We start from the raw sequence: 15,748 nt of genomic DNA, 5'->3' as shown, positions 1-15,748 counted from the left end.
CCCTACCTGCTCGGATGAACCTTCTCGCCTCTCATCCTGATCAGTGGCTTTGAGAGATGCCTCCTGGCAGAGGGAGGAACCTCGTAGAAGCCCGGTTCGATCTCCCTTGGGAGGGCGACCTCCACCTTCCCCTCGGCTTTCGTTCTACATCTCCTGCACCGGTAGCCTTGGCCCCGGCCCGCAGACTTCATGCTTCTTTTGCAGGATGGACAGATCGGCGCCTTCAGGACCTTTCGTTCGGCCAGGCGGACGACCTCCATCTTCTCGATGTTGAGGGTCCTCTTCTTGACCGCGCCGTAGACCTCGATCAGATCTCCGGGGGCGAGGGCCCGGACCCGCTCCCTGAAGTTCTTCGTCGGCTCGAAGGCCGCGCAGCTGATGCCCCCCCTGCCGTCCTCGGAGGACAGGGGGAAGAATAGGTGGCCCCCCTCGATCGACCCGGGCTCTTCTGCCACCAGCCCACGGAGCCTATAGCTCCTGTTCTCGGCGACGCCCGCGATCTCGCCCCGATTGATGTGGGCATCCGTGCCCTGGTTCGTCCTGAAGATCACCGCCATCTCAAAGGGCTCAGACCTGATCGAGTCCAGGGCGAATCGGAGAAGTTCGGGGTTCTCGCCCCTTATCCCGAAGAGGACGGGGTCTTTTGAGTGGGGGGCGAAGACCACTTTTTTGTTGTGGTGGTCGACGGTGTCCCAGGTCCCCGGATAGGTCAGCTCGTCGGCCCTCCAGACCGACTCCTCGTCGATCTCTCGGGAAGTGCCCCACCTTCTCTGCTCCCTGTAGGCGAGAAGCTCGTAGGTCTCGTCCGGAAACTCGGCCCCCATCGCCGCCAGGGCCCCGATCAGCCCCCGGCGGTTCTTGAAGCCTCGGGACCAAAGGCCGTGCCGCTCGATGATCTCTTCGGCCTCTCCGACCTCCAAGACCTCGTCGAGGGCCCTCCGATAGAAGCGGCCGAGCTCCGCCGGAACCTCCTCTGCCACCACCAGCCCGGGGTTCGTATTAGTCCCCGAGAAGTCGGAGAGCTCCATCAGGGTCTTCAGAGCGACCTCTTTCGTCTCTTCAGGGCGGTCGGTATGGAGGGAGAAGGCGATGGCGGCGTTCCCCCTGGTCTTGAACTGGACGCAGGGGTTGAGCCTCACCAGCCTGGGGGAGCCCCTGATCTCGCCGAGGCTTCCTAGCCTCTTCATCATCACCGCCGCGAGGTAGGTGGTGCAGAGCCCTTCTTCTGAATCGGTATCGTCAACGGCTATGGTTATCATGATGGTGAACCTTTAAATAACGGATAGGCCCAAACATATATAACGATGAATAAGGAGTTTCTGACCGATCGAGTATCTGATCTCCTGATGAAGTCGGGATTTTCGGTCTCGGACCGGTGCTACGTGAGGCCGAGAAGCTTCGATCTGGCGGCCAGGCGAGGCGGCGTTCTCCTTATTCTCAAGATTCTCTCAAACATAGACGGTCTCAACGAGAAGACTGCAGTAGAGATTCGTCGCCTGGCTAAATATCTTTCGGGAAGCTCCATGCTGATCGGAGAGAAGACCAGAGATCACAACCTCGAAGGCGGTGTGGTCTACTTCAGGTACGGGGTTCCAACGGTGAGCTTCGGGACCCTGGTGGACTGGATCGTCGACGACGTCCCTCCTTTCGTCTACGCCGCCCACGGGGGCCTTTACGTCAAGATCGACGGCCGGCTATTGAGAAAGCTCCGGCTCGAGAGCGGCATATCCCTCGGGGCCCTCGCCTCGGAGCTGGGGGTCTCCAGGCGGACGGTCAGCAAGTACGAGATCGAGAGCATGGACACCTCCATCGATGTCGCCCTGAGGCTAGAGGAGCTCTTCGGCCAGGAGCTGATAAAGCCGGTCGAGGTCCTGGAGCCCGCAAGGCCTGTGGCCGAAGCTCTGGGGCAGATCGACGACAAGGTGCTCTGTCATCTCGCCCAGATCGGCTTTGAGGTATTGCCCACCGTCCAGTCGCCCTTCAACGCCATCACCCAGAACGAGGAGCTGGTGGTCTTGACCGGGGTCGGCAAGTTCTCGTCGACCATGCTGAAGAAGGCCAGGCTCATGAGCAGCCTCTCGATCATCACCAAGACTCTATCGGCAGTAATCGTCGACGGCGAGACGAAGGTCGAGCGGATCGAGGAGACGGCGGTAATCGAGACCCGGGAGCTGGAGCTGATCGACAAGACCAGTGATTTTGCGGACCTGATGTCGGAGAAGCAGGATCGATGATATATTCGCGTCTCAAGCTCGATTCCTGCTCAGAGAGGGCTTCTTTCCGGAGGGTATCTTTGTGACGGACAGCCTGCCTGATCGGCTCAGAGAGTCGGGGAGGGTCTTCGTGGTGGCGGTGGCAGGGGACAGCGGCTCGGGCAAGACCACCCTCTCTCGGGGGATCAGAAGGCTCCTCGGCGAGGATCTCGTCTCCACCTTCAGCATGGACGATTACCACAGCCTCGACCGGGAGGAGAGGAGGGTTCGGGGGATCACCCCACTCAACCCCGCTGCAAACCGCCTCGACCTCCTGGCCGGGCACCTCGCATCTTTGCGGAGGGGCGAGGAGATAGATAAACCCGTCTACGACCACTCTGATGGAACGATCAGAGGGCCGGTCCCCTTCAGGTCGGCTCCGGTCCTGATCATCGAGGGGCTCCATCCCTTTTATACCCAGAAGCTCCGGCGCGAGATCGACCTTGGAATCTTCGTAGACCCCAGCAGGCCGGTCAAGAGGCGCTGGAAGATCAGGAGGGACTGCGTCGACCGGAATTATGAGCGGGATGCGGTTATGGCCGAGATCCTGGAGCGGGAGCCCGACTACAAGTTATACGTCGACGTCCAGAAGATCTACGCCGAGGCGGTAGTCAAGATCGAGGACTCGAGGCTTCCGCCTTCCATCGTGGCGGAAAATCCTCCTGAGAGGTACTCGGTCAGGCTCATCCAGGAGTTGATGGAGGCGGATCTCTCGGAGGTCGATCTCAAGATCGACCTCTCCGCCCTCTTCCGGCCGAAAGAGGGCGAGTTCTCCATCGCCTTCCAGCGGGACGACTACTACGGCAAGAGTGTGAGCGTCCTGACCATCGATGGAGAGCTTCATCGGTCCATGATCGGGGGGCTGGAAGAGAAGCTCTGCAGCCTCGCAGGGTCGGGGGAGCCGATCTGCGATTCGGTCGGTGACGAAGGGGTCAGCGCCACCGGGATGGTCCAGATCCTATTATGCTGGCGCCTTCTGGAGAAGCTCGAGCGCCACCTATCGAGCCCCGGCGTTTCGAAGGAGGGACGATGACGTTGCGGGTGAAGAGGGCTTACGATCCGCCGTCGGAGGACGACGGCTTTAGGATCCTGGTCGACAGGATATGGCCGAGAGGAGTGAGCAAAGATCAGATCAAGATAGATCTGTGGCTCAAAGGGGTGGCTCCGAGCGACGAGCTGAGAAAGTGGTTCGGCCATGATCCGGGAAGGTGGGACGAGTTCAAGGAGAGGTATCATCAGGAGCTGGCCGAGAAGGGTGATCTCGTCGATCAGATCTCGGAGAAGGCATCATCGGGGGATGTAACCCTCGTCTTTGGAGCAAAAGATGAGAAGTTCAACAACGCCGTGGTGCTGAAGGAGCGCCTTCTCCGATAACTTCTACCGATTTTGATCAGTCGATCCTCTTGAACCTCTCTCCTCGAACGCCGCAGACGGGACACCTTTCCGGAGGCTCCCGTTCCGCGGTCATGCCGCAGACCGGGCAGACGTAGTAGGGGTAGCTCTCCTTCTTCGATCCTTCGAGGTTCTCCATCATCTGGTGGTAGAGGCGAGCGTGAATTTCCTCGACGTCGTTCGCGTACCTGAAGCTCCTCTCGGCGGCTTTCTCCCCCTCGGCCTCGGCGGTCTCGATCATCGTCGGGTACATCTCCTTGAACTCTTTGGTCTCTCCAGCGATCGCCTCTCTCAGGTTCTCCTTGGTGGACTTGACGGCCTTCATCGCTTTGAGGTGATTTGCGGCGTGGACCGTCTCGGCCTCGGCGGCGGCGCGAAAGAGCCTTGCGGCCTGGGGGTAGCCCTCTTGGTCGGCCTTCTCGGCGAAGGCGAGGTACTTTCGGTTCGCCATCGACTCCCCGGCGAAGGCCTCTTTCAGACAATCTTCTGACTTTGACATGTCGCAAGTTTATGAAACTGATTTGATAAAAAGGGTTTGGGATCTGATGAGATCACTTTCATGGCTTTGCCTGAAATTGGGCTGGAACGATGGGGTTTAGTATCCGACAGAACAAATTACATCTTCATGCTGACCATTGACGAGGGAAGGCGGGCCGTCACTCTCGCCAGAGAGGCCCTGGCGGCTTACGTCGAGAGGAAGGAGAGGATAACGCCGAAGGGTCTCCCCCCCGCCTTCAGCGAAAAGGCAGGGGTCTTCGTGACCCTCCATGAGGACGGCGAGCTCCGGGGGTGCATAGGCTACCCTGAGCCGGTGATGGAGCTTGGTCGGGCCATAGTCGACTCGGCGATCAACGCCGGGGTGAATGACCCCCGGTTTTCCCGGGTTCGGCCCGAAGAGCTTTCCCAGATCGAGATCGAGGTGACGGTCCTCACTCCCCCGAGGCCCTACGACGTCAGAAACCGCGACCTTCCGGATGCGGTCAAGGTCGGGAAACACGGCCTCATCGTCAAGAGGGGTATGTGGTCGGGGCTCCTTCTGCCCCAGGTGGCGATGGAATGGGAGTTCGATCCTGAGGACTTTCTATGTCAGACCTGCCTCAAGGCGGGCCTCCCTCCGGACTCCTGGATAGACGAGGAGACGGAGGTTCTCTTCTTTGAGGGGCAGGTCTTCGCCGAGGTTTTGCCCGGCGGTGAGGTGGTGGAGAAGGAGATGGACGAGTGCGAGTGATGAAATCGATCCTCTTTCGGTAAAGCTTGATGATCTGTGGCGTCTATCGCCGCATCTAATATTCTCTAACGGGGACTATTAAATTGGAACTGCAAGATGGTCTGCGTATTAACTTTTTGGGCATAACCATAAGAAGAATCGGGGGCGCAGCACGCCACAATGGGAAATGAATCTCAGAATTATTTATGCTTGTACAATCTTATTATTAAAAAAAATAATTAAGAATTTGATTTTATTAACTAAATTAAAATATGCTATCGTAATATATTTATATCAGAAAATCGCATTCTGACCAAAATTGGGGATTTAATTATGTCAATTGGTGATCATGTAACAATCCGGGAATCCTTAGAAAGGCTTAAAGAGGCCCATCCCGAACTCGATTCTATAACCAAGATATTGTCGCGCTATCCCCTATCCGAAGATGGAGAAGAGGGCTTCATACGCGACTTTGCAGGTGAACTCGACGGGGGCTTTCGAGAAGCGAGACAGGTCTATAGAATGGCGGCGAATATCCAGGAAAAGGCCGCCTTGATATGGGCAAATATCAGCGATGCTGCGTCACCTCATTTTAATCAAGCTCTGTTCAATAACCTACCAGATGATTTCCTCCAGCAGTTGCAATCGATCCCCGGTTATAATCGGCTGTTTGGTAGCCTCGACTATTTGGAATGTGACCATAGCCGCTCCATCTTTGGCCCAGCAGCTTATTTCGTCGATCTGATGAGATTCGTAGAGACGAATATAACAAGCAAAAATAAGATTACACCTGAATGCGAGGACGGAGTTCCACCTGAATGCGAGCTGGAATACAGAAGGCCAGACCTTTACAAGATGCAGCTGAGCTACAGCAATACGTATGATCAGATACCCTATATCGACCTGGTAAACGAGCTATTGGAAGTATTCATCAAAACTGAAGATACTGCAGAAAGGGATGCTTATGAACTGGTTGAAGATGCGGTCTTTCCGATGAGCCTTCCCTTCAACCTGCCCTTAGAAGAGATTCGCAGCTACCTGAAGCAATTGGGGACGGGTCTATACCAGATTTATAAGGCGTTTGATAATCTGAACGATGCCAATACAAAAAGTTTGACTGCGAGAGAGTTTTTGGAGCTGTCTCCAAAAGAATTCAGCCTCATCCTCTCTGAGATATCTTCGCCATCAGACGTCTCAAAGTACTATGGCGATCTTCCCCTGGCGGGCGAAACAGGGCTGGAGAATGTGGATCTCTTTTTGGAGAAGACCAATTTGACGAAACGAGAGCTGAATGAGCTGATCTTTCAGGATTTAGACCGCCACGAACTCAATGCGGGGCTGTCCAGGCTGTTCTTCGTCAACAATGTGGATGATGGGCTGGGGGCAATGGGGATCTTCCAGGATGATGAAGGTGGCTACGAAAAGTTGCTCAATCTCAGCCCTAAAAAGCTTGATCGCATATACCGATTTGTGAAGCTATCTCGCAAGCTGGGCTGGTCTTTCACCGATCTTGACTGGTCTTTGAGGTCGTTGCAGGAACCATACTTACCTGAAAAGATGATGATATTTGATGGGATCAACGATTATGTCACTTGCCCAGATAGCAAAAACCTCAACCTGACCACTTTTCAAGCCTTCACGGTTGAGGCCTGGATCAATCCAGCTCATTCCGGGAGAAATGCGGTAGTGGGGGCGTTGATGAGCTGTGACGATCATCAGTTCCACTTCTTCTTCGGTCTCGACCCCTCCAACGAGCTGATATTCCGGGTTAGGAAAAGTACCGAGGAGGAACCTGAGTTTAATACGGAATTTGAGCTCACGAGCGATCGTCTCATCCCTCTGGGGGTATTCACCCACGTAGCCCTTTCGGTGGGCGACGGGAGAGCAAGCCTCTACATCAACGGGCAACTGGATAATGAGGCCGTCATTGGAGCTCCGATCGATTCGGCGACTCCTGCTCAGGTGGAGCTCAATATCGGCAAAGATCTCTACGATGAATATTTCGAAGGTTGCATAAAGGATGTCCGCATCTGGCGATCCGCTCGCGACCAGGCAGCGATCGAGTATAATGTATATGGTCGGTTCACAGGTCGGGAAAACGGTCTTGTGGGATACTGGCCTCTAACTGAGTGGAGTACGCTCTTCGATCTGACGCCGAATGGCAATGATGGGATCATGGGCGGGGAAGAATTCGTCAGGATCGTGGGTGGGGGGGGATTCGTCACCCGACCTAAGTGGGTGAGTCGTGACTTGATACTCGACCCATTGCCAGAAAGGGGAGATGGAAAAGGCTATCGGTTCAACGGCAAGGATCAATACCTTGCGGCCCGAGAGGTCGAGTTCGGAGAGATAGACCAGATGACCCTCGAAGCGTGGGTCAATGTTGAAAGTGGAGAGAGCGGATTAAGTCATAATAATTATATTATCTCGTTTGGTGGCGGCTTCCAAAATCAGAAGTTTGCTTTGTGGGTTGACACTGCAGGAAAGTTCACCTTTGTTATCGGCACCCAGCAATACAAAAGCTCTCAGCCCATTACATTAGATCAGCTTACACACGTCTGTATCGTTCAAAACGCGGGTGCATTCACCCTGTACATCAACGGAATCTCGGATAACTTATCAGCTGCATCCTCAGTTAATCTCGTGCTCCAGGAGCATAATCTGAACATCGGCAGAAGTCCGGACGATGAATATTTCAATGGAATAATTAAAGAGGTTCGCCTCTGGAACAAGGCTCGCGACCAAGATCAGATCGCCCTGTATATGTACCGACCCGTTCCTCCGGGAGATGCGGGGTTGATCGGTCGCTGGCCTCTGGATGAAGTTGAAGATGGAATGGCAAGAGACCTTTCTTACAGCCAGAATCATCTCTATCTGGGCGGCATTCCCGAAGATTACATGCCCGAACGGAGGACGACGGCGAGACTTCCAGAGCCAGAATCGCTTCCTATACCCTTGGATGGGACGGCGCTCCAATTTGACGGAGATAACGATGTCATCGTCATCTGCAATCCTAAGAACTGGGGTCTGGGCAAGTATGACCGGCTGACTTTAGAGCTGTGGTTCAATGCCTTGGATGAAGGCCGGTCAGATGAACGACAGGTGATATTCTCTCAGGGAGATGTCGAGGCGGGATTGAACATATACCTCTACAATAACCAGTTGCATGTATTGATATGGAAGAACAACTATGAGGGAAAGCAGCTCCAACGGTATATTTTCAAAGAATCCATCGAGTACGGTGAATGGCACCACATAGCGGTGACCAAGGACGAGTTTCCCTCGCCAAGCCCCGTCCTACCGGACAACCTGAAGTTCGAGGCATATCTGAATGGAGCCGCATTGAATGCGGAAAACGATTCAGACGTTGCTGAATATCGGCTTAGCCCCGTGGGGCCCGCCTATCTGGGGGGCCTCGGTCAAGGGGGGGTAACCTGTTTTGAGGAGGTGGTAACCTCTGCTGGGGATGCGTATTCCATACCAGAGTCAGAGCATCTGTATTTCTTTGCCGGTCAGGTCGCTGACCTTCGCCTGTGGAAAACGGCCAAAACGGCTGCCGATATCGGCGGAGATCGCCATTTTGCACCAGGGATCACAGAGGACATGGTCGCTTACTTCCCCATGGATGAAGGCGAAGGCTGGCTGGTCGGAGATCGGGCCGGCGAGCTGCACGACAATAAGCACGTTGGTGCCCTGCAAAAGCGAAATATCGCGCTCATCACCGAAATAACAGATCCCGAGCTGGTCAACTTCTACTCCCACTACGCCGATCCGGTGGCGTTGGAGTGGAAAGACTACCTATACGCCGGAAGAATGCGGATTACCGAGGAGAACTCTGCCGTCGGCATCACCATCTTAAGCCGGCACCCTGAGAATGTCGATCAGTACTATAGGCTGGGATGGGATCAGGTCAATCCAACTTTCCATCTGGTCGCTCATCCCCTCGGAGTTCAGGCTGTTCATGGCGAGATCGATTCAAACGTCATTCTGCAGGCCAACACCTGGTATCGCTTCTTGATTCAGGTTGAGGATGAGGACTCCCGGACCAATATCAGAGCCAAAGTCTGGCCAGAGGCCGAGACGGAACCTGCAGAATTTCAGATCGATGCATATGACGACTCTGATATTCGCATAGTCTCCGGGACGGTTGGCTTATGGACTTCGGGGGCCAGCGCGGGCTCAAGGCAGTTTGACAACCTGAGAGTATGGCCTGCCTCGATAGCGGATCCGAAACCGTCCGACCTTCTCCTGGACATCAACTTCGAGGCGAAATCGCAGGTGCCAGAGCCTGAAAAATGGAGTGATACGGCCGACCGGCTCAAGCCTGTAGTCGATGAGGGTTTGTTTGGGCGGATCGAGGTAGATGGCAGCGAAGATATCGCTTTAGGCACAGATTCTACAGACGAGAACATCCACTCCCACTACAACCCGGCCGATGTGGATGCCGACGTTTTAGGGTGGAAAGATTACGTTTACCAGGGCAAGATGCGCATCTCCGATCCCGAGGGTGGCATTGGGGTGACGTTCCTGAGCCGTTATCCTGAGGGCATAGACCAATACTACGCTTTGCGGCGGGATGCAGAAGATCGCACATTCCACCTGGTTGCCCATCCCCACGGGGTCCAGAGCGTCGAGAGCTCCGACCCGGCTGCAGACAAGACGGACTCGGGTGTCGAGCCTGAACCCAACACTTGGTACCGTTTCCTCATCGAGGTGGAAGACGCGGGAAGCCGAACCGAAGTTCGGGCGAAAGTTTGGCCAGATAACGAGCGTGAGCCCGCCAAATTTCAGATCGAAGCCCATGATGAAAGCAGCATTCGCATCAAGTCTGGTACGGTTGGCGTATGGGCTTCAGATGCTGGCTCAAAGTATTTCGACGATTTGAGGGTCTATCGTGAAGTTCTCTTCTCCGAGAACTTCGATACTTATTCTGCGAATCAAGATCCAGAGTGTTGGAGGGATACGAAAGCAGGATACAGCAATGAAGAAGATGATGCTATCTTCAAAACATTCGAGATCGACGGTGATAAGGTCTTCGGAACCGGATTTATAAAAAACTATGTTCATTCGCATTATGTCGGCGCAGATGCTCGAGACTGGAATCGTTACGCTTACACGGGCAAGATGCGCATTACGGATTTGAGCGGCGGCATCGGAGTTACCTTCTTCAGTCAATATTTCAAAGACGTGAAGAACTACAAACGGTACTACCGGTTGGGGTATAATCCATACGGTCCATCTGATGATCCATCCGATCCTATGATGCATAGTTTTTATCTTTCTCCCCATCCGCCCTACGTAATGCCGCCGATAAAGGGAAGATATCTTTCGGAGCTAAGTCCCGAGCCAGATATTTGGTATCGCTTTTTGATCGAGGTCGAGAGGACAGGAGCTCAAACGAATATTCGAGCTAAGATCTGGCCCGAATCGGAAGCTGAGCCCTCCGAGTTTCAGATCGAAGCCTACGATGATGGCGACGATCGTCCGGCTGGCGGCACGGTCGGGGTCTGGGCTTATGGTAGAGGCTCCAAATACTTCGATGACCTGGAGGTTGTCGGAGAAGTGCTGCTCTCAGAGATGTTCGTCTCTGGAGACTGGAAGGAGATTGGAAGCCGAGATCGGCATGAAGAAGATGAATCCCTCTTCGAGACCGTCGATACGCTGAACAACGATCTACGATGGAAGGCAGTAGAAGATGATTATCCAGTCCTGCTGAGGCCTCTATGCCAAATGGCGCTGCGGTTCGACGGCCAGAGGAGATATCTGGCGGCAGAGGCCGAGGGGCTGGAGCTCTGTCAGCTTACGGCGGAGGCCTGGATTAATCTTTCCAGAATCAAAGAATGTCCAATTCTCAGCCTCGGTGAAGGTCTGGATGGGTCAGACACGGGCTTGATCTTTGGGATCGATGGCTTGGGGCATCTCAGGCTGCAACGAGGGTCGAGATACGAATCGGCTGGTGGCACGGTTTCAGTCGGCGTTGGAGAGTACGTCCACGTGGCGGTCTGGCTGGAAGGGGGCAAGGTCACATTCTTCGTGAATGGCGAAGCTGAAGAGATCGCTTTATCTCAATCTTACCCTCTCAGCCTGAAGATCGACGACATGGAAATCGGCAGGGATTTCGATGGCCATTACTTCGAGGGCGAAATTAAAGAGGTGAGGATCTGGAAGACCGCCCGAAGCTCAGATGAGATATCCTCTTGGATTTACCAGCGCCCATTTGCCTCTGATGATCTGGTAGGCTACTGGTCCCTAGGTGAAGAGGAGGGAGCTGCGGCCACAGACGCCTCCACTAATAAGAACCACATGAGGCTGGGAGGCCTTGAAAGCTCCCGTCGACCTGTGTTGGTCGATCTCGATGAGCCAGATCGTGGTTTCTGGCGGCCAGAGCGGAAAGTCCTCGATTTCGACGGTGTCAGCCATATCGTCATTTTTAACGATGTCGATGCCGGCGAAGGGTCCGTCTGCCAGCGGCGTGCCGTAGAGGTCTGGTTCTGGGTGGAAGACAAGACCATCTCTCATAGAAAACAGGTCATTTATCAGGAAGGAGATGACGAGCGCGGTCTTAACATCTACGTCTACGACGGCTCGCTCTACCTTGGCGGATACAACATAAATGAGAGCCAGTGGGAAGGAACCTGGCTGCATACCGACAGGATCGAGTCTTGCAGGTGGCACCATGTAGCTCTGGTGCTGGACGGGAGAGGTGAAGTGCGGGACGATTCTCTCCAGGCGTTCATGGACGGCAAGTTCGTGGACGAGGGTCCAGCTTCCCAGCTCTGGGAACACAAAAACAGCTTCAGATTAGGGGGAGCTATAGATCAGTTCAGGTTCCACGACGGAGAGGTCTATGACGCGGAGGCTGAGACCCCGCCGGATCATCATTTCAGAGGACAGATACTGGACCTGAGAGTGTGGAAGACCATACGCACCCTGGGCCAAATTCAGGAGAGCCTCTACAGCCAGCCCACCGATGACTCTTCTCTGAAAGACAAGCCCGGTCTATATTTGTGGTGGCAGTTTGACGAAGCTGCGGGCAATCAAATCCCGGACCTGTCTGGAAACGATCATGTGGCAGCGTTCGCGACGGGACAGATCAAAGCCATTCAGCTGCCCCCCGAATACAGGCTACCTTCAACTTCGCTGGATGCCGACGTTCTGGACGGGATTGCGGCCATCAAGGGCCTCAAAGAGGGGCATCGATGGTCCGTCGATCGGCTCTGCGCCCTGTGGAACAGCATCAAACACTTCGGAAAGGAAGACCAGGCAGTCCTCTTCGATGAGGTCTTCAACCCGGAGGGGAGTGCGATCGAGCGATTGGACTACTATCTGGATCAACCCATCCGCTGGGATAAGACCGGGGAGGAGGATCGGGAGCGGGACCGGAAGATACGCTCGCGTCTGATGGGCGCGCTGCGCGTATCCACCGACGACCTCAATGCCATCGTCGAGCACCTCAGCGGCGAGGTCGAGGAGATCATCGAGCTGGACCATCTTTACCTGGACCATCTTTACCTGGACCAGATGTACCGGCTGGCTCAGCTGGCAGGCATTCTGCATTTGGGAGTCAGCGATCTCTTAGAGCTGCTCTCATTGGTCGATAAATCGACTCCGGATACCCCCCAGGAGGTTGTGGTGCTCGAAGAGTTTGTCCAGTGGATGAAGAGTTCCGGGTTGAAGGTGGCGGACCTCGTCTTCATCACTCACGATCCTGACGATCTCGGAGGGAGCGTCTCTTTCTTCGAGGAGGGGGATGTTTGCGAGGCGGCAGACGACCTGATCGACCAGGCAGGGGGTCTCCTGATAAAGGGAGATTCTTTCAAAACAGATCATATAAGCCAGGCAGAATCGGTCGATGTATTCGATTTCCTCCTAAAGGAGGGGCTGATCAACGAGATCGTCGACGAGAAGGGCGACGTGATCGGCGCAACAGTGACGTCAAATTCCTCCGAGACGGTCGATTTTGAAGGCCTGCTGAAAGTGCTTGCAGAGGGGCATAACTGGATCGGGGAGTTTGACATCTTAAAATCCGAGTTCGATCAGATCAGGCTCCAGCTTGGAGAGGAGATAATTGCACTCCTGATAGACCACAGTTTCATCAATTCCGATGGGTTGGTCCTCGATAAGGAGGAGGGATACGGTTCGGAGAGTCTCGAAGCCATCCTCGAAGACGCAAGTTATTCTCAAAACATTCTTGATAAGATTGAGGAAAAACTGCCCAGAATCACAGAGGTCCTGGAGCTGAGAAAGTCCATTCAAGACGAGATTCTGAGCAGAGAGGGGCCGGTTCACGCGGCCCTGCAGAAGGCGAGGGACGATCAGAAGAACGCAGTTGTATCCGGAGTTGCCGGCCTCTTTGATGTCCAGCCGGACTTAACGTTGGCCGTCTTCGATTACTTCCGCGATAAGGGCGGAATGGACGCCTCGAAGCTGCTCATCGAGCTGAACGACGTCCACGAATCGAGGTCCATTTCAGACGCTCTCGCCGCCTATCTGGCCAAGTTTAGCAAGGTTCTTCACCTGGCCGATCTCCTCGGGCTCGCCGTTGCCGAGGTGGAGGCGTTGCTCGAAGATCCGGAGATATTCGGCCTGAGCGACGTCCTTCGGCCCACCCTCCAGGAGCTGCACGATCTCTTCGGGTTCAAAAAGCTCCAGGCTGCCTTCGAAGACGCCGAGGGCAAGTTGATCGAGCTCTTGAGACTGGAAGCTGATGATTTCGACGCCGTTCTGAAGTCGATCGACGACCTCGCCGGCTGGGAGCCGCGCCAGGTGAATTCCCTGGTAAAGCATCTCCGGCATAATCAGATTCGGGCGGCCTTCGACGATGCCGAGGGCAAGTTGACTCTCCTGGTGTGCTTGAAAGCGGACGATATCGATGCAGCTTTGAAGGAGATCGACGACTTGGCCTGTTGGGAACCGGATGAGGGGGACCTGGCCGAGCTTCGGGCGGTCGGTGACGATACCGATGACGATTTGATTCTGATTCACCTGATTTCCTCAGAAGCGGAGGATATCGATGCTGCTTTGAAGGAGATTGACGACCTGACCTGTTGGGAGCCGCTCCAGATTATTTTCCCGGATAGGCATTTCGATCTCGTTCGATACAACCGCATTGCAGATCTGAGCCGGATGAAGACGTGCTTCGACCTGGCCCGGTCTCTCTTGGTGGATATCGACTTTATGATCCAGCTTGCAGATACGAGCCTCCTCGATACGGACGAAGAGTTCGGCTTCTACTCCCAGAAGGCGGCTCTGCTGCTGGAGGTCTTGCGGGCCAAGTACACCGACGAAGAGTGGCCGAAGGTTTACAAGCCGATTCGCGACCAGCTGGCGGTTCAGAGGCGAGATGCCCTCCTCAGTCTGGCCATGTTGAAGCTGAAGCTGGACCCCGAGTACGAGGGGAGGAAAGATCCCGACATCTTCCACCAGTACTTCCTCCTCGACTTCCAGGTCGGAAGCGAGGTGGATACTTCCCGTATCGTGCAGGGGACTGCAAGCCTGCAGCTCTACGTGCAGCGGTGTCTGATGAACCTGGAGAGGGGGGTCGATCCGGCGACGATCCCGACCGAGGAGTGGGAGTGGGTCAAGAACTACCGGGTATGGGAGGCAAACCGCAAGGTCTTCCTCTACCCCGAAAATTACATCGAGCCCGATCTGCGGGATACGAAGACGCCCATCTTCGAGGAGCTGGAGCAGGAGCTTTTACAGTCCGAGATAACCCAGGAGTCAGCGGAAGCCGCCTTCAATCATTATCTGGAGAAGTTCGCCGAGGTCGCCGACCTGAAGATCGTTGGAAGCTATCTCCACACCGATGTAACCGACGTCCGGAGTGCAAACCCGGCCGAGCGAGATGAGGTTCTTTACCTGGTCGGACGGACCAACACCGATCCTCGGATCTACTACCTGAGAGAGCACGTCAAGGACCAATTTGGAGGGCGGTGGCTTCCCTGGAAGAAGATCGACCTGGTCATCAACTCCGATTTTGCGACGCCGGTCTATGCGTTCGGAAAACTGTTCCTGTTCTGGACAGAGTTCACGAAGCTTACAAAATCGGTAGATAGAAAGCTCAGCGAACACATTCTGAATGCTCATGGCGTGCCTGCACTTTCGGAAATGTTAATCGTTTGTGGGAATGGCTTTAGAATAATCAATTCTATTGAAAAAAAATTATCTGAGTCTGGTTTCAACGTCGCAGCTGCATATCCCGTCTTCTCCGCCCTTAAGGAGTACCCCTCTTTTCTGATTAATACGTATAACCTATCATCTGTTTTTGCAGACAGTTTGTGTTTTGAGTTAGCTGGACTTATTGATAAAATAAACAGTCCATCTATTCAAATTCTGCTTACAAAATATTCTTCAAGAGAGGAATTACAAAAACAAAATAACTGGGTAGATTTTATAGTGGTTTTATATACTGTGAAAGAATTATTACATCCGTTTGGTACCAAATACGATGATATGCTAGCTGAATTGGGTGATAGGGATATCAGCAATCTGGAAGAGTGGACGTGGGTGATAGATCAAGAAGGCTACTTGTACAGTACTAAAATTGATCAGAGAGTGCAGGAGCCGGTTGACTTTTACAACACGGCTGTAAAGTATTCATATTTAAATTTCAGTAATGGATGGGCGCCGCCTCAGAATTATGCGGAACTTGATAATGAATTAAGGGTGGAAATGTACAGGAAATCCCGGTGGCAAAGGGTGTATGCTCAACAAGTATTGGAACTTGCACCAGAAGAGATCGGACAACAGCAACCTGAAGAAGAAAAGAATGCTGAAGTTTTAGAGATTGATGAGTTCACCAAACTGAACAAAGTAGTTCCCTTTGCCGATATGAGCAATCTCACATGTGAATTTTGGACGAAATTCTTAAACAAAAATCCTCTGGAGGGGTGGC

Annotated in this window: 7 protein-coding genes; 5 read left to right on the top strand and 2 right to left on the bottom strand. The window is 54.0% G+C overall.

Annotation, left to right across the window (positions count from 1 at the left end; genetic code table 11):
- Positions 1-2: 2 nt before the first annotated feature.
- Positions 3-1,259, bottom strand: a complete 1,257-nt coding sequence (locus ACP5EL_RS02105) for a TiaS agmantine-binding domain-containing protein (protein WP_428400790.1) — start codon at positions 1,257-1,259, stop codon at positions 3-5.
- Between the two features lie 45 nt (positions 1,260-1,304).
- On the opposite strand from ACP5EL_RS02105, the gene ACP5EL_RS02100 reads away from it, so the two are divergent.
- The 3 genes from ACP5EL_RS02100 (at position 1,305) to ACP5EL_RS02090 (ending at position 3,626) form a co-directional block, all read left to right on the top strand.
- Positions 1,305-2,234, top strand: coding sequence for a transcriptional regulator (locus ACP5EL_RS02100; protein WP_428400789.1), 930 nt, complete (start codon positions 1,305-1,307; stop codon positions 2,232-2,234).
- 61 nt (positions 2,235-2,295) lie between these two features.
- Positions 2,296-3,285: a phosphoribulokinase gene (locus ACP5EL_RS02095; protein ID WP_428400788.1), complete on the top strand. Its 990-nt coding sequence runs from the start codon at positions 2,296-2,298 to the stop codon at positions 3,283-3,285.
- The gene (locus ACP5EL_RS02090; RefSeq protein ID WP_428400787.1) at positions 3,282-3,626 is read left to right on the top strand and encodes a DUF488 domain-containing protein; all 345 of its coding nucleotides are present in this window, start codon (positions 3,282-3,284) and stop codon (positions 3,624-3,626) included. Before ACP5EL_RS02095 ends, ACP5EL_RS02090 begins: the two co-directional genes overlap by 4 nt.
- Positions 3,627-3,642: 16 nt before the next feature.
- Here ACP5EL_RS02090 and ACP5EL_RS02085 read toward each other — a convergent pair whose 3' ends face one another.
- Positions 3,643-4,143 (bottom strand): rubrerythrin family protein, encoded by a 501-nt coding sequence (locus tag ACP5EL_RS02085; RefSeq protein ID WP_428400786.1) that lies wholly within the window; start codon positions 4,141-4,143, stop codon positions 3,643-3,645.
- Between the two features lie 126 nt (positions 4,144-4,269).
- Here ACP5EL_RS02085 and ACP5EL_RS02080 point away from each other — a divergent pair, with 126 nt between their 5' ends.
- Positions 4,270-4,872 (top strand): TIGR00296 family protein, encoded by a 603-nt coding sequence (locus tag ACP5EL_RS02080; protein ID WP_428400785.1) that lies wholly within the window; start codon positions 4,270-4,272, stop codon positions 4,870-4,872.
- A 312-nt stretch (positions 4,873-5,184) separates the two neighbouring features.
- Positions 5,185-15,748: LamG-like jellyroll fold domain-containing protein (locus ACP5EL_RS02075; protein WP_428400784.1), on the top strand; the 10,564-nt coding region annotated here is incomplete at its 3' end.

Source organism: Methanocrinis sp., assembly GCF_049974945.1.
In the GTDB taxonomy this organism is placed as follows: Archaea; Halobacteriota; Methanosarcinia; order Methanotrichales; family Methanotrichaceae; genus Methanocrinis.
Note: the sequence above shows the minus strand (reverse complement) of the source record. Positions and strands in the feature narration are given on the sequence as shown.